This is a genomic window from Klebsiella quasivariicola (genome assembly GCF_002269255.1).
Classification (GTDB): Bacteria; Pseudomonadota; Gammaproteobacteria; order Enterobacterales; family Enterobacteriaceae; genus Klebsiella; species Klebsiella quasivariicola.
Window position 1 is genome coordinate 3,531,493 of the sequence record NZ_CP022823.1, and the last position, 20,625, is coordinate 3,552,117.

The window sequence follows — 20,625 nt, forward strand, 5'->3', positions numbered from 1 at the left end:
CCGCCTCGTTCAACTTGCCGGGCGTCAATGGTGGCCATTCGTCCCGCTTTGCTGTCGGGCGTTCAGGTCACTGTCGCTTTCCGGCAGCTCGAAACCAGCTGGGTATAAAGATTCCAGGCGCGCGGCGATCCGTTGAGGAATTTGCCGCTGCACCGCCTGCACTGCCTGCTCTATCGCGACGCTAAAGGCGCGTTGATTGGCAGCACCATGACTCTTGATCACGGAACCGCGCAATCCTAACAGACAGGCGCCATTATACTGGTCGGGGTTGAGGTGACTGAATCGCCTCGCCAGGCTTTTTTGTAACCAACGTTTTAGTAACAGCAGCCACCACGACCGTTTTTTGCCCTCTCCCTGAGATTTCAGCAGCGAAAGGAACATTCTGACAACACCTTCCATGGTTTTTAATGTGACATTGCCCGTGAATCCATCACAAACCAGCACATCGGTTTTTCCGGTCAACAATTCATTGGCTTCAAGATAGCCGATGTAGTTGAGGGAAGGCAGCGTTTTGAGCACTGCGGCAGCATCGCGAATGCTGCTGAGACCTTTCATCTCTTCTTCGCCAATATTCAGCAAGGCGACACGGGGGCTGGCTATGCCGAGCACTTCTTCCGCCAGCACCGCGCCCATCACGGCAAACTGCACCAACATCGTGCTGTCGCAATCGACGTTGGCGCCGAGATCCAACACCACGGTTTTGCCCTTCTGCTGGTGAGGCAGGACCGTCACCAGCGCCGGACGCTCAATACCTTCTATCGGCTTGAGCAGCAGCTTCGCCAGGCCCATCAGCGCGCCGGTGTTACCGGCGCTGACGCAGGCTTGCGCCCGCCCTTCTTTCACAAGCTCCAGCGCCACGCGCATTGAGCTTCCGCGACTACTGCGGATAGCCTGTGCGGGTCGCGCATCACTGGCAATAACTGACTGCGCAGGAATAACCTGCAGACGCGAACGTTGTTCGAAGTCAGCTTTGGCGAGTAATGGCGTGATGGCGTCGGGATCGCCGACTAAAAGAAGTGTGAGTTGCGAATTAGAGTTCAGTGCCTGCAGTGCTGCAGGCACTGTCACGGATGGGCCAAAATCGCCCCCCATGACATCTAACGCCAGGGTTAGACGTGTCAAGGTATCGTCGCTGCCCGGTTCGGTGATTCCCCAGTTACCCGGGGAGTCCTCACTAAGCTTCATCACGCTGGCACCCGCGAATGTTCACGCTGCAGACGCAACAATTCGGGCATTGATGCCCCTGATGACCGGATTAACCGAATCTCCAGGGACGCACACGCCCGTCATGGCCTGCAACGGGAAATCCTGCGAGTATCGCGTGATTACTTAGCGATAACCTTGCGACCGCGGTAGAAACCGTCGGCAGTGATGTGGTGACGCAGGTGTTTCTCACCAGAAGTTTTGTCTACAGACAGGCTGGTGACTGCGGTCAGCGCGTCATGGGAACGACGCATGCCACGTTTGGAACGGGTTGGTTTATTCTGTTGTACGGCCATGGACCTTACTCCTCAATTACTTACGCTTTAAGCTGGCTAATACGGCAAATGGGTTTGGTTTTTGTGCCTCTTCAGGCAGTTCGCCAAAGACCATGTCCGCGTCGGACACTTCACAGTGTTCAGAATCATGCACCGGAACTACGGGCAGGGAGAGGATAATTTCATCCTCGACCATTGCCTGCAGGTCGATTTCACCGAATTCGTTAACCTCAATCGGCTCATACGCTTCCGGTAGTGCTTCGGCCTGTTCGTCATTTCTGACGGGGCTAAAACAATACGTGGTGTGGACGTGATGAGTGAACGGTTTCCCGCAACGCTGGCATTCGAGGGTTACCGTCACCTTTGCATCGCCAGTGATGACGGCGAGACGCTGGTTATCGATAGCGAACGACATGCTGCATTCCACATCGCTGTCCACGCTGACTACAGAATCGGCTACACGTTCAACCTGATCGCCGGCATAGATGCCTTCGTAATCAAGGCGTTTTTGAGCCGTGCGGACCGGATCAAGAGTCAGGGGTAATTTTACCTTTTGCATAGGGCGCGCATATTAACTTTGTAATGTCATAGAGTCAAAGAAAAAGGCAGCCTCAGGTTGCCTTTTGCCATTTATTCGCACACATTGCGGCGCATAGTTTAAGATGATGCTCTGCGAAGCGCTATATGTGGATGAAAAAATATGTCTGAACTTATCCTGGCGTCAACCTCTCCCTGGCGGCGCATGCTGCTGGAAAAACTGGGTCTGCCATTTGAATGTGCCGCGCCTGACGTTGACGAAACGCCGCTGCCGGAAGAATCCGCGCGTCAGCTTGTCGCCCGACTGGCACAGGCTAAAGCGCAAAGTCTGGCCACCCGCTATCCCCATCACCTTATTATAGGATCCGATCAGGTTTGCGTATTAGACGGTGCGATCACCGGCAAACCGCACACCGAGGAAAACGCCCGTAAGCAGCTGAGAAAAGCCAGCGGGACCATCGTCACTTTTTACACTGGTCTGGCGCTGTACAACTCCGCCACCGGCCATCTGCAAACCGAATGCGAGCCCTTTGACGTTCACTTTCGCCATCTCAGCGATAAAGAGATTGAACACTATGTGCGCAAAGAGAACCCGCTGCAGTGCGCCGGGAGTTTCAAGAGCGAGGGGTTAGGGATAACGTTGTTCGAAAGACTGGAAGGCCGCGACCCGAACACTCTGGTCGGTTTACCGTTAATCGCGTTGTGTCAGATGCTGCGTCGCGAGAATAATAATCCGCTGTTACGCTAAATCTAAAACGGCGGAAATTAATCCGCCGTTGTGCTTATTTGCTCTTGCGCAGCACCTGTAAGCAGTGCTTCAACTGGTTATCCAGCGGCGCCTCAACGCGCATCACCTCCCCGCTTCCCGGGTGGGTAAACTTCAGCGCCGCCGCGTGCAGGAACAGGCGGTTTAAGCCGGTACCGGAGAGCTGCTTGTCGAATTCGCGGTCGCCATAGCGATCGTCAAAAGCGATAGGATGGCCGGCATACTGGGTATGAACGCGGATCTGATGCGTCCGCCCGGTGACCGGACTGCAGCGCACCAGCGTGGCGAATTCGTAACGCTCTTCCACTTTAAAGCGCGTCTCTGACGGCTTGCCTTCCTGACTGACGCGGACGATCCGCTCCCCACTCTGCAGGATGTTCTTCAACAGCGGGGCCTGCACCACTTTGGTATGCGACTGCCACTGGCCGCGCACCAGCGCCAGGTAGTCTTTTTGCATACCTTTATCGCGCAGTTGCTCGTGCAGCGAGCGCAGCGCTGAGCGCTTCTTCGCTACCAGCAGTACACCGGAGGTATCCCGGTCGAGCCGATGCACCAGTTCAAGGAAACGTGCCTCCGGGCGCAGCGCGCGCAGCCCTTCGATCACGCCAAAGCTCAGGCCGCTGCCGCCGTGTACCGCAGTACCGGAAGGTTTGTTGAGCACCAGAATATGATCGTCTTCATAGAGGATCACCTCAGAGAGCGCCGCTACTTTCTGCAGATGCGGCGATACCGCCTCTTCTTCACGCTCCGCCACGCGCACCGGTGGGATACGGACTTCATCGCCTGCTTCCAGCTTATACTCTGGCTTCACGCGCTTTTTGTTTACCCGCACCTCGCCTTTACGCAGGATGCGATAAATCATGCTCTTCGGTACACCTTTCAATTGGGTACGCAAAAAGTTATCGATACGTTGCCCCGCTTCATCAGCAGCAATGGCAACCATTTTTACGGTTGGGGTCTCAGTTTTCATGGTGCGCGATTCTAAATAGCCGGACGCATTAGCGCCACTCATTTTTATATGCTTATATTTATCATTATCCTGTTTTCACGGTTTACCTGACCGCCATTTTGTTTGTTATTAGAACAATCTGTATGGGCAGGTGATAAAACTGTGAGTAACCGGGTGATAAAAGGTGAAAGTCAACTTGCTATAACAAGGTTAGCAATGGAATAATGAGACCGTTTTCCGTATTGCCTCTTGTTAGAACAAGACATTAGCGGAATGACCAATTTTGTCTGACCGATCGCCCACGCAGCAATGGCGTAAGACGTTGTGATCTTTCAGACAGTTAGCGGGCTGCGGGTTGCAGTCCTTACCGGTACAGGCTCTATGGATTTCTAGTCGCAGGAAGGCGTCAACTCCGGGACTCCCGGGAGCTCATCTGGATCCTCAGATCGAGGTGAGCAGGTTAAGCCATCACGCCTGCAACGCGAAAGACGACGAGTATAAATGGAATATTCTCTGGTGATACATCCCAGGCTGTTCCCCTGAATAATTGCGCTGTGTTTCCGTTTGAAACACAGGCGACCGACACTCTGCGCCTCTTAAGCGCGCGACAACCGTGAGGTTGGCGACGTGAACCAGACACGAGGCCATCGGTTTTCCCCCGGAAAGGCATTACTCTGCCCGCAGCTTAGTCGTCAATGTAAGAATAATGAGTAAGTTACGATGAAAAGAATGTTAATCAACGCAACTCAGCAGGAAGAGTTGCGCGTCGCCCTTGTTGATGGGCAGCGCCTGTACGACCTGGATATCGAAAGCCCCGGGCACGAACAGAAAAAAGCGAACATCTACAAAGGCAAGATCACCCGCATTGAACCCAGCCTTGAAGCCGCGTTTGTCGATTACGGCGCCGAGCGTCATGGTTTCCTCCCCCTCAAAGAAATCGCCCGCGAATACTTCCCCGCCAATTACAATGCGCATGGCCGTCCTAATATTAAAGACGTCCTGCGTGAAGGTCAGGAAGTTATCGTGCAGATTGATAAAGAAGAACGCGGCAACAAAGGCGCGGCGCTCACTACCTTTATCAGCCTGGCAGGCAGCTATCTGGTCCTGATGCCGAACAACCCGCGCGCCGGGGGAATTTCCCGTCGTATTGAGGGTGACGATCGCACCGAACTGAAAGAAGCGCTGGCGAGCCTTGAGCTGCCGGACGGCATGGGGCTTATCGTGCGCACCGCAGGCGTCGGCAAATCAGCCGAAGCGCTGCAGTGGGACCTGAGCTTCCGCCTGAAGCACTGGGAAGCCATCCAGAAAGCCGCTGAAAGCCGCCCTGCCCCGTTCCTGATCCACCAGGAAAGTAACGTCATTGTTCGTGCTTTCCGCGACTATCTGCGCCAGGACATCGGCGAAATCCTGATCGATAACCCGAAAGTGCTCGAGCTGGCCCGCCAGCATATCGCCGCGCTGGGTCGTCCGGATTTCAGCAGCAAAATCAAACTGTACACCGGTGAAATCCCGCTGTTCAGCCATTATCAGATTGAATCGCAAATTGAGTCCGCCTTCCAGCGTGAAGTGCGCCTGCCGTCCGGCGGGTCTATCGTTATCGACAGCACCGAAGCGCTGACCGCGATCGATATCAACTCCGCCCGCGCCACCCGCGGCGGCGATATCGAAGAGACGGCGTTTAATACCAACCTTGAAGCGGCTGATGAGATTGCCCGCCAGCTGCGTCTGCGCGACCTCGGCGGCCTGATCGTTATCGACTTCATCGATATGACGCCGGTTCGCCATCAGCGTGCGGTGGAAAACCGCCTGCGTGAAGCCGTTCGCCAGGACCGCGCGCGCATTCAAATCAGCCATATCTCCCGTTTTGGTCTGCTGGAGATGTCCCGTCAGCGCCTGAGCCCATCGCTGGGCGAGTCCAGCCATCACGTCTGCCCGCGCTGCTCCGGTACCGGTACCGTGCGTGACAACGAGTCGCTGTCGCTCTCTATTCTGCGTCTGATTGAAGAAGAAGCGCTGAAAGAGAACACCAAAGAAGTTCATGCCATCGTGCCGGTGCCGATCGCCTCTTATCTGCTGAACGAAAAACGTGCCGCGGTGAGCGCCATCGAATCCCGTCAGGGCGATGTACGCGTCATTATTGTGCCAAACGATGAAATGCAGACGCCGCATTACTCCGTTCTGCGCGTGCGTAAAGGTGAAGAAACCTCAACGCTGAGCTATCTGCTGCCGAAACTGCATGAAGAAGAGATGGCGCTGCCTGGCGAAGACGAACCGGCAGAGCGTAAACGTCCGGAACAGCCTGCTCTGGCCGCCTTTGTCATGCCTGACGCGCCGCCGGCCCCGATGCCGGAAGAGCCTGCTGCCGCGCCTGTCGCCGCAGCGGCACCGGTCGCGGCAGCCGCACCGGCACAGCCTGGATTGCTCTCTCGCTTCTTCAGCGCGCTGAAAAATATTTTCTCTGGCGCCGAAGAGACCAAACCGGCTGAAGTTCAGGTCGAAAAGAAAGCGGAAGAAAAACCGGAGCGTCAGCAGGAGCGCCGTAAACCGCGTACCAGCAACCGCCGCGATCGCAACGATCGTCGTGACAACCGCGATAATCGAGATAACCGCGACGCCCGGGCTGAGAATAACGAAGGCCGTGAGCCGCGCGAATCACGTGAAGAGAATCGTCGTAACCGTCGCGAAAAACAGCCACAGAACGTGGAAACCCGTGACGTTCGCCAGACCGCAGGCGACGACGCCGAGAAAGCGAAATCCCGTGACGAACAGCAGCCACGTCGCGAACGCACTCGCCGCCGCAATGACGACAAACGTCAGGCGCAGCAGGAAGCCAAAGCGCAAACTCGCGAAGAGCCAGTTGCGCAGGAGACAGAGCAGGAAGAACGTGTGCAGACCCTGCCGCGTCGTAAACCGCGCCAGCTGGCCCAGAAAGTGCGCATTGAGTCGGCCGTTGCTGAACAGGCTGTCGAGAGCGTGCCAGAAGCCGTTGTGGCTGAAGTGGTCGCTCCGCGCAGCGAGCCGGTGAAAGCCGAACTGCCAGCGGTAGTGGAAAACGTGGCTGACCACGACGAAAATGGCGAATCCCGTGAAGCTAACGGTATGCCGCGTCGTTCACGTCGCTCCCCGCGTCATCTGCGCGTAAGCGGTCAGCGTCGTCGTCGCTATCGTGACGAACGCTATCCGACGCAGTCGCCGATGCCGCTGACCGTCGCCTGTGCATCGCCGGAAATGGCTTCTGGTAAAGTCTGGATCCGTTACCCGGTGGTCCGTCCGCAGGATCAGCAACCGGAAGAGGTTCAGGACACCAGCGTCGCGGAAACCGTGGCGGCCCCGGTTGCCGCCGTTGAAACCGTTACCGCTGCGCCAGTGACCGTCGAACCGAACACCATGGAGCCGGTAACCGCTGAGCCAGTGGTTGTCGAGCCGGTCGTCGCCGCCGAACCGGTGGTGGTTGATACTGCGGACGTTGTCGAGCCAGCAGCCGTCGAGCCAGCGCTGCAGGAGCCGGTGACCGAAGCCCCGGTGGTGGAAGAGCCTGTGGCCATCGCGCCAGTGACGATCGACGCCGAACCGGTAACGGTCGAACCTGAAGTGGTGCAAACGGCGCCGGTAGTTGAAGCGCCAGTGGTTGAAGCGCCAGTCGACGTCATCGCGCCGGCGGCAAAAACCGTCGTGGAAGCGCCGGTCGTCGACACAGCACCTGTCGAGCCGGTAAAAGCCGAAGCCCCGGTGAGTCAGCCGGTTGTCGTGGCGAGTCATCGCCATGCCACTGCGCCGATGACCCGCGCGCCAGCGCCGGACTACGTTCCGGAAGCGCCGCGCCACAGCAGCTGGGTGCGCCCGCCGTTCGCCTTTGACGGTAAAGGCGCCGCCGGTGGTCATAGCGCGACCCATACCGCGACCGCTGAACCGACCCGGCCACAGCCCGTCGAGTAAGCGTGCTCCATAAAAAACCGGCCTCTGGCCGGTTTTTTTTATGCGCTTTGCGGAGGCTGCATCCCGGCGAGGTCCGGCATGATCTCCCGCATCAGATCGAGGAATTTACGCAGTCGGGTTGGGTAATAGCGCGCCCAGGGGTAAACCAGATGCACCGGTAGCGAGGCGGGGCGCCACTGCGGGAATAGCTCTGTCAACCTTCCGGCGGCGAGATCCTCCGTCACCGCCCAGCTGGACACCATCGCCACCCCCAGCCCTGCCAACGCGGTATTGCGCGCGACGTACAGGCTGTCAGTGCTCAGACAGGGCGTTATCGCCGTGGAGACAATTTGCCCACTTTTCTGATGCCGGAGTCTCACCTCATGCTGATAAAAGGTGTTGATGGCGATCCACGGCAGAGCGGATAAATCATCCAGCGTGGATAAGGGCGGGAACTTCGCCAGCAGTTCCGGGGAAGCCACCACGCAGCGCGGCACTTCCGCCAACAGCACGGATACCGTGGCTGGATCCACCTCCGCACCCACGCGGATGGCGCAGTCGATATTATCGCTGAGAAAGTCGACGGTATTATCGTTCAGCATCCACTCTACCGACAGCTGCGGATGACGCTGCAGAAATGCCACCAGCGGTTCCAGCAGTTGCTGCTGGCCAAAAGCGTGGGGCGCCCGGACCCGCAGCACGCCCACCGGCCGATCGTCGGCAATACGCAGGTCATCCTCCAGCGCCAGCCAGGCATCCACCACCTGACGGGCGTGACGATAACAGCGTTCACCATCGTCAGTGAGCTTCATCGCATGGGTGGTACGCAGGATAAGCTTCACCCCCAGCAGACTTTCAAGGGACTGCAGACGGCGGCTGACGGTCGCCTGGGTGGTATCCATCTGCCCCGCGGCGGCGGAGAGTGAACCGGCCTCTATAATACGAATATAGGTGCGCATCAGCTCAATGCGGTCTATACGCTCCTGTCTTTTCATTTTTCTTTTGCCTATACGTGCTACGTATAACCGTTTTACCACCAGCCTGGCTACCGCACCAGCCGCATTCAGGGAAAAATAGCGCCATCGCATCTAAGAGGTATTGATCATGACACCGACTTCCCTTTCCACCCGCGACGCGGGCTGGATTATCTTCATTCTCGCGCTCGGCGCTGGCTTTAGCGTCGCCTCGATTTACTACGCGCAACCGCTGCTGCCGCTGATGGGCGCTAACCTTCATCTGACGGTGGAAGGAATGGGTCTGGTCCCTACCCTGACGCAGGCCGGCTACGCGCTCGGCATTCTGTTCCTGCTTCCCCTCGGTGACCGCCACGACCGCCGCCGGCTGATTCTGGTGAAAAGCGCGCTACTGGCGATCCTGCTGCTCCTGTGCAGCCTCACCGGCCAGCTCAGTTCCCTGCTGGTTGTCAGTCTGTTGATCGGTATGGCGGCGACCATGGCGCAGGATATCGTCCCGGCGGCAGCGATCCTCGCCCCCGCGGGCAAGCAGGGAAAAATGGTGGGCACGGTGATGACCGGGCTGCTGCTGGGGATCCTGCTCTCACGGACGGTCAGCGGCGTGGTGGGCGCCGTATTCGGCTGGCGGGTGATGTATCAGGCAGCGGCAGTCAGCGTTGCACTGATTGGCCTGGTGATGTGGCGGGTCCTGCCGCGTTTCGCCATTCACTCGACGCTAAGTTATCCGCAGCTGATGGCCTCGATGGCGCATCTGTGGCGCCGTTACCCGGCGTTACGCCGCGCTGCGCTGGCTCAGGGCGCGCTCTCCATCGCCTTTAGCGCTTTCTGGTCGACGCTGGCGGTGATGCTTTCCGAACATTATCACATGGGAAGCGCGGTGGCCGGGGGGTTTGGCATCGCCGGGGCCGCCGGGGCGCTGGCCGCACCGCTGGCTGGTGGGCTGGCCGATAAGTTTGGCGCAGGTAAAGTCACTCAGATGGGCGCGGCGCTGGTCACCCTCTCCTTCGCCCTGATGTTTATGCTGCCACTGCTGCCTCTGCATGGCCAGCTGGCGCTGATTGCCCTGTCGGCTATTGGCTTCGACCTTGGTCTGCAGTCAAGCCTGGTGGCGCATCAGAACCTGGTTTATGGCCTGGAGCCGCAGGCCCGTGGACGTCTGAACGCCCTGCTGTTTACCGTGGTCTTTATCGGTATGTCGCTGGGGTCGGTGCTGGGCAGCAAGCTGTACGTGCTGGCCGGCTGGAACGGGGTAATCACGCTGGCCGTCGTCAGTGGGGCAATCGCCCTGGCGATCCGCCTGCTGGAGAATGCCCGTATCGTCGCTGCCGAACGCAGCACGTCATAATTAAACCCGCGTCGCCTCAGGCGACGCGGGTTTAATTTTTCCCGCATAATCGCTTACGCCGTGCGGCGAGCAAACTCTTTGACGCGGAAGCCCAGCACCAGCAGCGTGGCGAAATAAGCCACCACGCCGGCGACCACCACTACCAGCAGGCGCATCAGACGGAACGGCATCGTCCCCTGCGACCATTCCGGCATGATATGCATGACGCCCAGCAGCGCTGCGGCCATCACCACCACCGCCGCAATCAGGCGCAGCAGGAAAGTCAGCCAGCCGGGCTGTGGGGTGAAAATTTTCTGTTTACGCAGTTGCCAGTAGAGCAGCGCGGCATTCAGGCAAGCCGCCAGCCCGATGGACAGCGACAGGCCCGCGTGTTTGAGCGGGCCGATAAACGCCAGGTTCATCACCTGGGTCATAATCAGGGTGACAATGGCGATCTTGACCGGCGTTTTGATGTCCTGACGGGAATAGAAGCCCGGCGCCAGCACTTTCACTACGATAAGCCCCATCAGCCCCACGGAGTAGGCCACCAGCGCGCGCTGAGTCATCGCCGCATCAAAGGCGCTGAATTTCCCATACTGGAACAGGGCCACGGTCAGCGGTTTGGCGAGGATCCCCAGCGCCACTGCGCTCGGCAGCGCCAGCAGGAAGCAAAGGCGCAGGCCCCAGTCCATCAGGCGGCAATATTCGTCATGGTTACCGCTGGCGAAGCTTTTCGACAACGACGGCAACAGGATGGTGCCAAGCGCCACCCCCAGCACGCCGGATGGAAACTCCATCAGACGGTCGGCATAGTACATCCAAGACACCGAACCAGACACGAGGAACGAGGCAAAGATGGTATTGATGATAAGCGAGATCTGGCTTACCGACACACCAAGGATCGCCGGCCCCATCTGCTTCACCACCCGCATCGCGCCGGCATCTTTCAGATTAATGCGCGGCAGAACCAGCATGCCAATTTTCTTCAGGTGCGGCAGCTGGTAGGCCAGCTGCAGCACGCCGCCGACCGTCACCGCCCAGGCCAGAGCCAGCACCGGCGGATGGAAGTACGGCGCAGCAAACAGTGCGAAGCTAATCATGCTGACGTTAAGAAACGTCGGGGCAAAGGCCGGCACCGAGAAACGGTTCCAGGTATTGAGGATCGCCCCCACCAGCGAGGCCAGGGAAATCAGTAAAATATAGGGGAAGGTAATGCGCAACAGCTGGGTGGTCAGCGCAAATTTATCGGCGGTATCGGCAAACCCGGGGGCGGTGATGGTGATCACCCACGGAGCCGCCAGCATCCCGATAACGGTAACGATCGCCAGGGCCAGGGTCAACAATCCGGAGACGTAAGAGACAAACACCCGGGTGGCATCTTCGCCCTGCTTGCTTTTATATTCGGCAAGGATTGGCACAAATGCCTGTGAGAAAGCGCCTTCGGCAAAAATACGCCGCAACAGATTAGGCAGTTTGAAGGCGACAAAAAAGGCATCGGTCGCCATCCCGGCGCCAAAAATGCGCGCCACAATCGCATCGCGGGCAAAGCCCAGCACGCGCGAAAACATGGTCATCGAACTGACTGCCGCCAGTGATTTTAAAAGGTTCATTACGCTGTTATTCCAAACCCTGGAGTAAAACGCCCGCAAATGCGGGCGCTGGAAAGTGGCGATAGTCTACCGGGTTCAACATGAATTACTACTGTCAGTTGTTACAACGGATTATTCACTAATGGCGTCGCGCCAGAGTTTATCGACCACCCGCTGAGCTAACAGCGCCTGTTCGCCTGCGGTTTCAGGAACCGTCTGATTTTGCACGCATTCGATAAAATGGCGCGCGCAGCCGACAAAGCCGCGCTGCTCAAGGGTGGTTTGCCAGCCGGCGACCGGGCGCTGAACCACGCCATGACCACACTCCTCCTGCCATTCGCGCATCTCGCTCACCGCATATAACCCGCCATCCGTAACCGCCTGCACCCACTCACGCTGGCTGCCAGCGCGGCGATGCATACTGGTGGTGACCTGCAGCCTGGGTGAACTAAACTGGTGTTCGGCATAGAGCATTTCGCCCTGAGGGGTGATCTGCAACGCGCCACCGCGCAGGCGCGCCTGGCCGTCGGCCAGCCACAGCGCGGTATCCACTACGTGCAAATAGTCATCGAGCAACGTAAAGCGCAAATCGTTGCCCACGCTATCACTCCGGTGCTTATCCATCCGCAGCGACGCCGCCTCGCCCAGCCGTCCCTTTAGCTCACGATAAAGCGGCGCAAAGCGGCGATTGAACCCGACCATCAGCGTCAGATGACGCCGCGCCGCCAGCTCGACCAGCGCCTCTGCCTCGCTTAGCTTGTCCGCCAGCGGTTTATCGACACAAACATGAACTCCGGCATTCAGCAAGTGATTCACTACTTCATAATGTGAAGCCGTCGAAGTATGAACAAAAACCGCATCGCACTGCGCCGCCAGGGCATCCAGCGAATCGGCATACGGGATGCGCCAGGTTTCACAGACGCGCAGCGCCTTCTCTCTTCCCGGCGACCAGGCCGCCTGCAGCGTCCAGTTTTCCGCCGCCCCCAGCACCGGCAACCACGCTTTCTGCGCGATGCCGCCTAAGCCAACCACCCCGATGCGCAATTTGGTGCCCACATTTAATCTCCCAGATGGTGTAACAGAGAGTCGAGGCGCGCTTTTAACTCCGCCACCTCACCTTCCAGTGCTTCAACCCGGGCACGCAGATCGTCATCACCTTCCAGCGGCGCGAGTGCTTCCACCGTGGTGATCAGCGTGTCCATATCATCGCAAAACAGATGCATATAACGGCTTTCCCGTTTCCCCGGTTCCCGTGGCAGGCGGGCAACAAAAGGACCATCCTCGCGCGTCGCTAGCCCTTCCAGCACGCTTTCCACTTCCGCCATATCGCTGAACTCATGCATCCGCTGCGCGCGGCTACGGAGTTCACCCGGCGTCTGGGCGCCGCGCAGCAGTAGCGTCGTCACCACCGCTACTTCGCCGGCGCTGAGTTTCAGATCGCCAAATTCAGAGTTGCAAAAACGCTGCTCATACTTGGTCACTCGATTGCCGAATCCGCTTACCGTACGCAAATAGTGGCGCTTCACCAGGGTATCCAGCAGCGACTGGACCTCACCTTCGCTCAGGGACATCACCGGTTCGCGGTTGCTTTTCTGATTGCAGGCGGTGACCACAGCGTTCACCGACAGCGGATACTGTTCGGGCGTGGTGACCTGCTTTTCCAGCAAACAACCAATGACGCGCGCTTCATGCGCGGTTAATTGATATTTCATCCTCTCTCCTTAGCGCCCTGCTGACCAGTCTGACGTCGTTAACGCCGTTAACACATGGTCACGCCACTGCCCGTCAATCAGCAGATAATCTTTGGCGTAACCCTCCTTTTCGAACCCCAAGCGCGCCAGCAGCGCGCCGCTGCGCTGATTATGCGGCATATAGTTGGCCATGATGCGATGAATATGCTGCGTGCGCTGCATATAGCGAATTGCCGTGGTCAGCGCTTCAAACATCAGCCCCTGCCCCTGCCACTTCTCGCCAATGGAGTAGCCGAGATAGCAGGCATGAAATGACCCGCGCACCACGTTGGAGAAGTTCGCCACGCCGACGATCTCTTTTTCTTCTGGATCGAGCAGCGCGAAATAGAATGCTGAACCCTGCTTATGGAATTCGGCAATCATTGACAGGCGCGCCTGCCATCCGGAAGGATAGCAGTGGCTGTCGTCACGTACCGGCTCCCACGGTTTTAAGAACGCTTTATTCTCGGCGTAATAATCGGCCAGACGCCAGGCGTCACGATCGTGAACCAGGCGCACCACCAGCCGGTCCGTCGTCAAACGCACCTTCGGCACGTTACTGCGATAGCCAAACATTTCCTCTTCAGTCCCCCTGACTTGAATCTTGCTTTCATCACTATACCTGTCCTGCGCGGCGGTGTGAAAACAGCAACATACCATTTTCTGCGCCATCTCCTCTTTTCGATGATTAGCCTCAATCGAACTTGCATTTTGATAAAAAAATATTGTCGCAAGGGCGCTGGGAAAAGCAGCAGATTGCCCGCAGAATATCTTCGCTTATCTCTCTTTTTCCCTGGAGGGGAAATGTCCCGCGTCTCGCAGGCAAGGAGCCTGGGTAAATATTTCCTGTTAGTCGATAACATGCTGGTGGTGCTGGGCTTTTTTGTCGTCTTTCCGCTGATATCCATCCGCTTTGTCGATCAGATGGGCTGGGCGGCGCTGATGGTCGGCATTGCGCTCGGCCTGCGCCAGCTGGTGCAGCAGGGATTAGGTATCTTTGGCGGCGCCATCGCCGACCGCTTCGGCGCAAAACCGATGATCGTCACTGGCATGTTGATGCGTGCTGGCGGCTTCGCGGCGATGGCCGTCGCGCATGAGCCGTGGGTGCTCTGGCTCTCCTGTATTTTGTCCGGGCTGGGCGGCACGTTGTTCGATCCGCCACGAGCCGCCCTGGTGGTCAAGCTGGTGCGCCCGCATCAGCGCGGTCGCTTTTTCTCCATTCTGATGATGCAGGATAGCGCCGGGGCAGTAATTGGCGCCCTGTTGGGCAGCTGGCTGCTGCAATATGATTTCCGTCTGGTGTGCAGCGCCGGCGCCGCGCTGTTTATCGCCTGCGCGGTGTTTAATGCCTGGTATCTACCGGCATGGAAGCTGTCTACGGTGAAAACGCCGGTGCGGGAAGGGCTGGGGCGGGTGCTGCGGGACAAGCGCTTCGTCACCTATGTCCTGACGTTAACGGGTTATTATATGCTGGCGGTGCAGGTGATGCTGATGCTGCCGATCATGGTGAATGACATCGCCGGCTCGCCGACCGCCGTGAAGTGGATGTACGCCATCGAAGCCACCATTTCACTCACCCTGCTCTATCCTATTGCCCGTTGGAGCGAAAAACGCTTCCGCCTTGAGCACCGGCTGATGGCCGGTCTGCTGGTGATGACCCTGGCCATGCTCCCCATCGGGATGACCAGCAGTTTACAGCAGCTGTTTACCCTGATTTGCCTGTTTTACATCGGCTCTATCATTGCCGAACCCGCCCGCGAGACGCTGGGCGCTTCGCTGGCGGACGCCCGGGCGCGTGGCAGCTATATGGGTTTCAGCCGTCTGGGGCTCGCCTTCGGCGGCGCGCTGGGTTACGCGGGCGGCGGCTGGCTGTTTGATGCCGGGAAAGCCGTCGGCCAGCCCGAACTGCCGTGGCTGATGCTCGGCGCCATCGGGGTTATCACCTTCCTGGCGCTATGGTGGCAATTCAGTCCGAAACGCTCTGCCTCCGGTATGCTGGAGCCGCGCACCTGATGCGCGCGGCGGCGGTTTCTCCTGCTTTCAGCCTATTCTGCTGGCGCGATGGGTGCTGACAGGTCATGATGCTTTGTGTCAGGATGAAGGAAGGTATGAGCTTGAGGAACCCCATGAAAAAGATATTGATCGCCGCCGCGCTAATTGTCAGCGGCCTGCTGAGCGGCTGTAATCAGCTGACCCAATACACGGTAAGCGAGCAGGAGATTAACCAGGCCCTGCAGAAGCGAAACCATTTCGCCAAAGATATTGGTCTGAAAGGCGTTGCCGACGCCCATATCGAACTGCAGAACCTGACCAGCGCTATCGGGCGCGAGGAGCCGGGCAAAGTCACCCTGAGCGGGATCGCCAACGTCGATCTTAACTCCCTGTTCGGCACGCAGAAAGCGACGATCGATCTGAAGCTCAAAGCGCTGCCAACCTTTGACCGAGAGAAAGGCGCCATCTTCCTGCAGGAAATGGAAGTGGTCGATGCCAAAGTGGCGCCGGAGAAACTGCAGTCGGTTATTCAGGCCCTGCTCCCCTACCTGAATCAGTCTCTGCGCAGCTACTTCAGCCAGCAGCCGGCTTATGTCCTGCGTGAGGACGCCAGCACCGGCGAAGCGCTGGCGAAGAAATACGCCAAAGGTATAGAGGTGAAGCCAGGCGAGATTGTCATCCCCTTTACCAATTAATCTCCAGGGCGCTACGGCGCCCTGAATTTTTTACGGAAATGAGTGCAAAGGAAAACGTTTACGCTTATCCTTAGTGCCCGGCAAAAAACAGCCCTGATGACTGAACCTATTAGCCGGAGCCTTCCATGACAGCACAATCCCAGGTATTGAAAATCCGCCGCCCAGACGACTGGCATATCCATCTGCGCGATGACGATATGCTGAAAACCGTCGTGCCTTATACCTGTGAGTTTTATGGCCGGGCGATCGTGATGCCGAATCTGGTGCCGCCTGTCACCACCGTCGCGGCGGCTATCGCTTACCGCCAGCGCATTATGGACGCCGTGCCGGCCGGGCATGATTTTACCCCGCTGATGACCTGCTATCTGACAGACTCCCTCGACCCAGCGGAGCTGGAACGCGGCTTTAACGAAGGGGTTTTCACCGCCGCCAAGCTCTACCCGGCCAATGCCACCACTAACTCCAGCCACGGCGTCACCAGCACCGACGCCATTATGCCAGTGCTGGAGCGGATGGAAAAACTGGGGATGCCGTTGCTCGTTCACGGCGAAGTCACTCACGCCGAGATTGATATTTTCGATCGTGAAGCGCGCTTTATTGAGACGGTGATGGAGCCCCTGCGCCAGCGCCTGCCCGGCCTGAAAGTGGTTTTTGAACATATCACCACCAAAGACGCCGCCGAGTACGTGCGTGACGGTAATGAACTGCTGGCTGCTACCATCACCCCGCAGCATCTGATGTTCAACCGCAACCATATGCTGGTGGGCGGCATTCGCCCTCACCTGTACTGTCTGCCGGTACTTAAACGCAATATTCATCAGCAGGCTCTGCGGGAGCTGGTCGCCAGCGGCTTCAGCCGCGCCTTCCTCGGCACCGACTCCGCACCGCACGCCCGCCACCGTAAGGAAGCCAGCTGTGGCTGCGCCGGCTGCTTTAACGCCCCGACCGCCCTCGGCAGCTACGCCACCGTGTTTGAAGAAATGAACGCTCTGCAGCACTTTGAGGCTTTCTGCTCGCTGAACGGCCCGCGCTTCTACGGTCTGCCGGTCAATGAGAGCTACGTTGAACTGGTGCGTGAAGAGACGACCGTTGTGGACAGCATTGCCCTGCCTAATGACACCCTGGTGCCCTTCCTGGCGGGTGAAACCGTTCGCTGGACCGTGAAGAAATAAAAACGCAGCCCCCTGTTGTCAACGCTAACCGGATACTGTATAAATAACCAGTATCGAACGCAGGGGGCAATTATGCGCATTGAAGTGTCTATCGCCAAAACGACCGCCTTACCTAACGGCGCGCTGGAAGCGCTGAATAACGAACTCTCTCGCCGTATCGCCGAGCAATTCCCGGCCATCGATAGCCAGGTGAGCGTCCGCTACGCCAGCGGCAATCAGCTCTCGGTGTTTGGCGCCCTGAAAGAAGACAAAGACCGGATAAGCGAAATCCTGCAGGAAACATGGGAAAGCGCGGACGACTGGTTTGTCCACGATCTCTCCTGAAGCATGGCGGGATCCAGTTACTCTGGTTTGCTCCCTCATTGTGCTTTTTTTGCCGGGTCGCCCCGGCTTTTTTTATCCCCTCTTCTGTTCAGAATAGTCCTGATTATTCTGCTCAATATCGACTAAAGTGGCCATTTTACGCGCTTATCTTGAGTAAAAAAGCGGCAAAAGAAGAAAATCATGCTGCCTTTCATTTAATTTCTCGAGTTTATTCTTGATCCCTGATATAATTAACTTGCTTCAAAAAATATGCATTAAACCTCGAGAATTGTTGTCTTTTAACATATGAATAAGGGGTTATGATGGAAAAAAATAATGAAGTCATTCAGACCCATCCCCTCGTTGGATGGGACATCAGCACCGTTGATAGCTACGATGCGCTGATGTTGCGCCTGCACTACCAGAACCCCACTCAAGAAAACAGTAATGATGCTGAGATCGGCCAGACGCTATGGCTAACGACGGACGTCGCACGTCAGTTTATTTCAATCCTGGAAGCAGGTATTGCGAAGATTGAATCTGGCGAATACCAAGAAAACGAGTACCGCAGGCATTAACGCGGCGCACGGAATGACTTAAATATAATCTTAACAGGCACCTGCGGGTGCCTGAATTATTTTCGGGCTTGTATAAGCGCAGGGAGTTAATTACCCTGCTAACAAGGCAATTACCCGGAACTCACCATGCAATACGATCTTATTATTATCGGCAGTGGCTCTGTCGGTGCTGCTGCGGGCTATTATGCGCGTCGTGCCGGACTCAATGTTTTGATGACCGATGCCCATCAACCGCCACATCAGGAAGGCAGCCATCACGGTAGCAGCCGTCTTATCCGTCACGCCTATGGAGAAGGTGAAAAATATGTTCCGCTGGTGCTGCGTGCCCAGCAGCTATGGGATGAACTGGCTGAGATCAGTGGCGAACCTGTTTTCGAACGTACCGGCGTCATTAACCTTGGCCCTGCCAGTTCCGCTTTCCTCGCCAACGTCGCCGCCAGTGCCCGAGCTTTCCAGCTTGAGGTAGAAGAGCTGGATGCGCAGGCCGTGATGCAGCGCTGGCCGGAGATACGCCTTCCCGATGACTATCGGGCAATTTTCGAACCCGCATCAGGCGTACTGCGCAGCGAACTGGCTGTCGAAACCTGGATCCGTCTGGCTCGGGAAGCCGGTTGCGCGCAGTTGTTCAACTGTCCAGTCTCAGCCATTCATCACCATGAGGACGGCATCACCATTGATACCCTCGACGGTGAATATCATGGTAAAAAACTGCTGATCAGCGCCGGCACCTGGGTCACCCGCCTGCTTCCGGACCTGCCCATCCAGCCGGTACGCAAGGTCTTCGCCTGGTACCAGGCCGATGGCCGTTACAGCAGCAAGAATCATTTCCCGGCATTTACCGGCGAGCTGCCCAACGGCGATCAATATTACGGTTTCCCGGCGGAAGATAACGAGCTGAAGATCGGTAAGCATAATGGCGGGCAGCCTGTCTCCACGCCGCAGGAGCGGGTGGCGTTTGGCGCCGTCGCCAGCGATGGTTCCGAATCCTTTCCGTTTTTGCGTAACGTCCTGCCGGGCATCGGCGGCTGCCTACACGGCGCCTCCTGTACCTACGACAATACCGTCGATGAGGACTTTATCATCGATACGCTCCCCGGCAGACCTGACACACTGCTAATCACCGGACTGAGCGGTCACGGCTTTAAGTTTGCGCCGGTGCTGGGGGAAATTGCCAGTCAGTTTGCCCAGGGACAGGCGTCGACCTTTAACCTGGCGCCTTTCTCGCTGGCGCGCTTTAGCGCATAATGGAATGCGGCACACTTGCCGCCGGGAAAAAACGGCCTCTGTCGAGGCCGTTAGTCATTGAGAAAGGTTATGCGTCGCCTGTTTAATATGCTGGTCAACAACGTGCGCGAGCACTTTATGATCTACCTTGCGCTCTGGCTGCTGCTGGCGATCATCGATCTCGTCTGGTTATGGTTTTTCTGACGGCTCCGGCTCGGGGATCCCGAGTTTGGTGTTCAGTCGGCCACGCGATTTGTTAAAGATTTTATTGCCGTTTTCGCGTCCGGCGCGCAGCTGGCGCTGCTCCTCTTCCGGCAGCTTATGCTCTTCCATACAGGCTTCACTACAGCAGCCGGCAAACTTCTCAGCGCAGCTCGGGCACTGAATAAACAGCAGATGGCAGCCATCATTCAGACAATTGGTATGGGTGTCGCAGGGCGCGCCACATTGATGACAATGCGCGATGACGTCATCGGAGATCCGCTCGCCCATCCGCTCATCAAAGACAAAGTTTTTGCCAATGAAACGGACCGGCAGCCCTTGTTCACGGGCGCGGCGGGCGTACTCAATGATGCCACCCTCGATGTGCCAGACCTTATTGAAACCATTGTGCTTCATCCAGGCGCTGGCTTTTTCACAGCGAATTCCGCCGGTGCAATACATGACAATTTTCTTGTCTTTATGGTCCTGCATCATGTCAACAGCTTTCGGCAGCTGGTCGCGGAAGGTGTCTGCCGGGATCTCCAGCGCGTTTTCGAAATGACCCACCTCATATTCATAGTGGTTGCGCATGTCGATAAACACCGCGTCCGGATCGTCAAGCATCGCGTTGACTTCAGCCGCCTTCAGATATTCCCCCACATTGGAGGCGTCGAAGGACGGATCGTCGATGCCATCAGCGACGATGCGGTCACGCACTTTCAGGCGCAGTACCCAGAAAGATTTCCCATCGTCCTCCAGGGCGATATTGAAACGCAGCCCCGCCAGCGCCGGGTCGAAGCCATAGAGAAATTCACGTAACGCTTCAACGTTGCTTTCCGGCACGCTAATCTGGGCGTTAATACCTTCCCGAGCCAGATAAATACGGCCAAAAACCTTCAACTGCGTTAAGCCAATCCACAGGGCATCGCGGGTCGCCTGCGGGTCGACGATGGTGAAATATTTATAGAACGAGATCGTCGTGCGCGGCTCGGTCTCAGCCAGCATTTGCGCCTTTAACGTCTCATTTGAAATGCGGTTGTGTAACACTGGCATGGTGTACCTGCTCGACATAGAAATGAGGAAATAAACGGCGGGCATGATATAGCAAAGCCAATTAATTTACATCCCTACATTTTACGCTACATTTCTCTCACTCGGCTGCGCCTCACTTAACAAAACCGATGCCCGCTCAGCGCCT

Annotated in this window: 20 protein-coding genes; 10 read left to right on the forward strand and 10 right to left on the reverse strand. The window is 57.3% G+C overall.

The window, feature by feature from the left end:
* Window positions 1–24: 24 nt before the first annotated feature.
* From plsX to yceD, 3 genes are all read right to left on the reverse strand, one after another.
* On the reverse strand, window positions 25–1,122 hold the full coding sequence (gene plsX, locus B8P98_RS17805; RefSeq protein ID WP_201758029.1) for a phosphate acyltransferase PlsX: 1,098 nt from the start codon (window positions 1,120–1,122) through the stop codon (window positions 25–27).
* Window positions 1,123–1,325: 203 nt separating this feature from the next.
* The gene (rpmF, locus tag B8P98_RS17810) at window positions 1,326–1,499 is read right to left on the reverse strand and encodes a 50S ribosomal protein L32 (RefSeq protein ID WP_000290724.1); all 174 of its coding nucleotides are present in this window, start codon (window positions 1,497–1,499) and stop codon (window positions 1,326–1,328) included.
* 16 nt (window positions 1,500–1,515) lie between these two features.
* Window positions 1,516–2,037, reverse strand: a complete 522-nt coding sequence (yceD, locus tag B8P98_RS17815; RefSeq protein ID WP_080924852.1) for a 23S rRNA accumulation protein YceD — start codon at window positions 2,035–2,037, stop codon at window positions 1,516–1,518.
* A gap of 141 nt (window positions 2,038–2,178) precedes the next feature.
* Here yceD and B8P98_RS17820 point away from each other — a divergent pair, with 141 nt between their 5' ends.
* Window positions 2,179–2,763 carry a Maf family protein gene (locus B8P98_RS17820; RefSeq protein ID WP_025712395.1) on the forward strand — a complete coding sequence of 195 codons (585 nt, stop codon included), beginning with the start codon at window positions 2,179–2,181 and terminating at the stop codon, window positions 2,761–2,763.
* Between the two features lie 34 nt (window positions 2,764–2,797).
* Here B8P98_RS17820 and rluC read toward each other — a convergent pair whose 3' ends face one another.
* Window positions 2,798–3,751, reverse strand: a complete 954-nt coding sequence (rluC, locus tag B8P98_RS17825) for a 23S rRNA pseudouridine(955/2504/2580) synthase RluC (RefSeq protein WP_012542245.1) — start codon at window positions 3,749–3,751, stop codon at window positions 2,798–2,800.
* Between the two features lie 699 nt (window positions 3,752–4,450).
* Between rluC and rne the strand changes: the two genes are divergently transcribed.
* On the forward strand, window positions 4,451–7,666 hold the full coding sequence (gene rne, locus B8P98_RS17830; protein WP_080897955.1) for a ribonuclease E: 3,216 nt from the start codon (window positions 4,451–4,453) through the stop codon (window positions 7,664–7,666).
* 38 nt (window positions 7,667–7,704) lie between these two features.
* Here rne and B8P98_RS17835 read toward each other — a convergent pair whose 3' ends face one another.
* Window positions 7,705–8,733, reverse strand: coding sequence for a LysR family transcriptional regulator (locus tag B8P98_RS17835; RefSeq protein WP_165931816.1), 1,029 nt, complete (start codon window positions 8,731–8,733; stop codon window positions 7,705–7,707).
* Between the two features lie 16 nt (window positions 8,734–8,749).
* Between B8P98_RS17835 and B8P98_RS17840 the strand changes: the two genes are divergently transcribed.
* Complete coding sequence (locus B8P98_RS17840) at window positions 8,750–9,964, forward strand: MFS transporter (protein WP_087805416.1); 1,215 nt, start codon at window positions 8,750–8,752, stop codon at window positions 9,962–9,964.
* A 53-nt stretch (window positions 9,965–10,017) separates the two neighbouring features.
* On the opposite strand, the gene murJ is transcribed toward B8P98_RS17840, so the two are convergent.
* From murJ to rimJ, 4 genes are all read right to left on the reverse strand, one after another.
* Entirely contained in the window at window positions 10,018–11,553 is a 1,536-nt protein-coding gene (murJ, locus tag B8P98_RS17845; RefSeq protein ID WP_025713925.1) for a murein biosynthesis integral membrane protein MurJ, read from the reverse strand.
* Between the two features lie 111 nt (window positions 11,554–11,664).
* A complete protein-coding gene (locus tag B8P98_RS17850) occupies window positions 11,665–12,576 on the reverse strand; it encodes a Gfo/Idh/MocA family protein (protein ID WP_025713924.1) in 912 nt (303 codons plus the stop codon).
* Between the two features lie 14 nt (window positions 12,577–12,590).
* Entirely contained in the window at window positions 12,591–13,244 is a 654-nt protein-coding gene (locus B8P98_RS17855) for a YceH family protein (protein ID WP_025713923.1), read from the reverse strand.
* 9 nt (window positions 13,245–13,253) lie between these two features.
* The gene (rimJ, locus tag B8P98_RS17860) at window positions 13,254–13,838 is read right to left on the reverse strand and encodes a ribosomal protein S5-alanine N-acetyltransferase (RefSeq protein WP_025713922.1); all 585 of its coding nucleotides are present in this window, start codon (window positions 13,836–13,838) and stop codon (window positions 13,254–13,256) included.
* A 228-nt stretch (window positions 13,839–14,066) separates the two neighbouring features.
* On the opposite strand from rimJ, the gene mdtH reads away from it, so the two are divergent.
* From mdtH to B8P98_RS17900, 7 genes are all read left to right on the forward strand, one after another.
* Window positions 14,067–15,275 (forward strand): multidrug efflux MFS transporter MdtH, encoded by a 1,209-nt coding sequence (mdtH, locus tag B8P98_RS17865; RefSeq protein WP_095033279.1) that lies wholly within the window; start codon window positions 14,067–14,069, stop codon window positions 15,273–15,275.
* Window positions 15,276–15,388: 113 nt separating this feature from the next.
* Window positions 15,389–15,949, forward strand: a complete 561-nt coding sequence (locus tag B8P98_RS17870; protein ID WP_004150824.1) for a lipoprotein — start codon at window positions 15,389–15,391, stop codon at window positions 15,947–15,949.
* A 125-nt stretch (window positions 15,950–16,074) separates the two neighbouring features.
* Window positions 16,075–17,121 (forward strand): dihydroorotase, encoded by a 1,047-nt coding sequence (gene pyrC, locus B8P98_RS17875; RefSeq protein WP_095033280.1) that lies wholly within the window; start codon window positions 16,075–16,077, stop codon window positions 17,119–17,121.
* 72 nt (window positions 17,122–17,193) lie between these two features.
* Complete coding sequence (gene dinI, locus B8P98_RS17880) at window positions 17,194–17,445, forward strand: DNA damage-inducible protein I (RefSeq protein WP_004140729.1); 252 nt, start codon at window positions 17,194–17,196, stop codon at window positions 17,443–17,445.
* A gap of 302 nt (window positions 17,446–17,747) precedes the next feature.
* Window positions 17,748–18,002 carry a biofilm formation regulator BssS gene (gene bssS, locus B8P98_RS17890; RefSeq protein ID WP_002898992.1) on the forward strand — a complete coding sequence of 85 codons (255 nt, stop codon included), beginning with the start codon at window positions 17,748–17,750 and terminating at the stop codon, window positions 18,000–18,002.
* 126 nt (window positions 18,003–18,128) lie between these two features.
* On the forward strand, window positions 18,129–19,247 hold the full coding sequence (gene solA, locus B8P98_RS17895) for an N-methyl-L-tryptophan oxidase (protein ID WP_080897956.1): 1,119 nt from the start codon (window positions 18,129–18,131) through the stop codon (window positions 19,245–19,247).
* 69 nt (window positions 19,248–19,316) lie between these two features.
* Window positions 19,317–19,430, forward strand: a complete 114-nt coding sequence (locus tag B8P98_RS17900; RefSeq protein WP_002898988.1) for a DUF2770 family protein — start codon at window positions 19,317–19,319, stop codon at window positions 19,428–19,430.
* Here B8P98_RS17900 and trhO read toward each other — a convergent pair.
* Window positions 19,416–20,480 carry an oxygen-dependent tRNA uridine(34) hydroxylase TrhO gene (gene trhO / locus B8P98_RS17905; protein WP_025713919.1) on the reverse strand — a complete coding sequence of 355 codons (1,065 nt, stop codon included), beginning with the start codon at window positions 20,478–20,480 and terminating at the stop codon, window positions 19,416–19,418. The two genes, B8P98_RS17900 and trhO, sit on opposite strands and share 15 nt — an antisense overlap.
* Window positions 20,481–20,625: the final 145 nt, after the last annotated feature.

What these genes read in the sequence shown, in the direction of transcription:
- rpmF (WP_000290724.1), bottom strand. Translation starts at nt 1,499, where the DNA reads ATGGCCGTACAACAGAATAAACCAACCCGTTCCAAACGTGGCATGCGT.
- yceD (WP_080924852.1), bottom strand. Translation starts at nt 2,037, where the DNA reads ATGCAAAAGGTAAAATTACCCCTGACTCTTGATCCGGTCCGCACGGCT.
- B8P98_RS17820 (WP_025712395.1), top strand. Translation starts at nt 2,179, where the DNA reads ATGTCTGAACTTATCCTGGCGTCAACCTCTCCCTGGCGGCGCATGCTG.
- rluC (WP_012542245.1), bottom strand. Translation starts at nt 3,751, where the DNA reads ATGAAAACTGAGACCCCAACCGTAAAAATGGTTGCCATTGCTGCTGAT.
- rne (WP_080897955.1), top strand. Translation starts at nt 4,451, where the DNA reads ATGAAAAGAATGTTAATCAACGCAACTCAGCAGGAAGAGTTGCGCGTC.
- B8P98_RS17835 (WP_165931816.1), bottom strand. Translation starts at nt 8,733, where the DNA reads ATGCGATGGCGCTATTTTTCCCTGAATGCGGCTGGTGCGGTAGCCAGG.
- B8P98_RS17840 (WP_087805416.1), top strand. Translation starts at nt 8,750, where the DNA reads ATGACACCGACTTCCCTTTCCACCCGCGACGCGGGCTGGATTATCTTC.
- murJ (WP_025713925.1), bottom strand. Translation starts at nt 11,553, where the DNA reads ATGAACCTTTTAAAATCACTGGCGGCAGTCAGTTCGATGACCATGTTT.
- B8P98_RS17855 (WP_025713923.1), bottom strand. Translation starts at nt 13,244, where the DNA reads ATGAAATATCAATTAACCGCGCATGAAGCGCGCGTCATTGGTTGTTTG.
- rimJ (WP_025713922.1), bottom strand. Translation starts at nt 13,838, where the DNA reads ATGTTTGGCTATCGCAGTAACGTGCCGAAGGTGCGTTTGACGACGGAC.
- mdtH (WP_095033279.1), top strand. Translation starts at nt 14,067, where the DNA reads ATGTCCCGCGTCTCGCAGGCAAGGAGCCTGGGTAAATATTTCCTGTTA.
- B8P98_RS17870 (WP_004150824.1), top strand. Translation starts at nt 15,389, where the DNA reads ATGAAAAAGATATTGATCGCCGCCGCGCTAATTGTCAGCGGCCTGCTG.
- pyrC (WP_095033280.1), top strand. Translation starts at nt 16,075, where the DNA reads ATGACAGCACAATCCCAGGTATTGAAAATCCGCCGCCCAGACGACTGG.
- dinI (WP_004140729.1), top strand. Translation starts at nt 17,194, where the DNA reads ATGCGCATTGAAGTGTCTATCGCCAAAACGACCGCCTTACCTAACGGC.
- bssS (WP_002898992.1), top strand. Translation starts at nt 17,748, where the DNA reads ATGGAAAAAAATAATGAAGTCATTCAGACCCATCCCCTCGTTGGATGG.
- solA (WP_080897956.1), top strand. Translation starts at nt 18,129, where the DNA reads ATGCAATACGATCTTATTATTATCGGCAGTGGCTCTGTCGGTGCTGCT.
- B8P98_RS17900 (WP_002898988.1), top strand. Translation starts at nt 19,317, where the DNA reads ATGCGTCGCCTGTTTAATATGCTGGTCAACAACGTGCGCGAGCACTTT.
- trhO (WP_025713919.1), bottom strand. Translation starts at nt 20,480, where the DNA reads ATGCCAGTGTTACACAACCGCATTTCAAATGAGACGTTAAAGGCGCAA.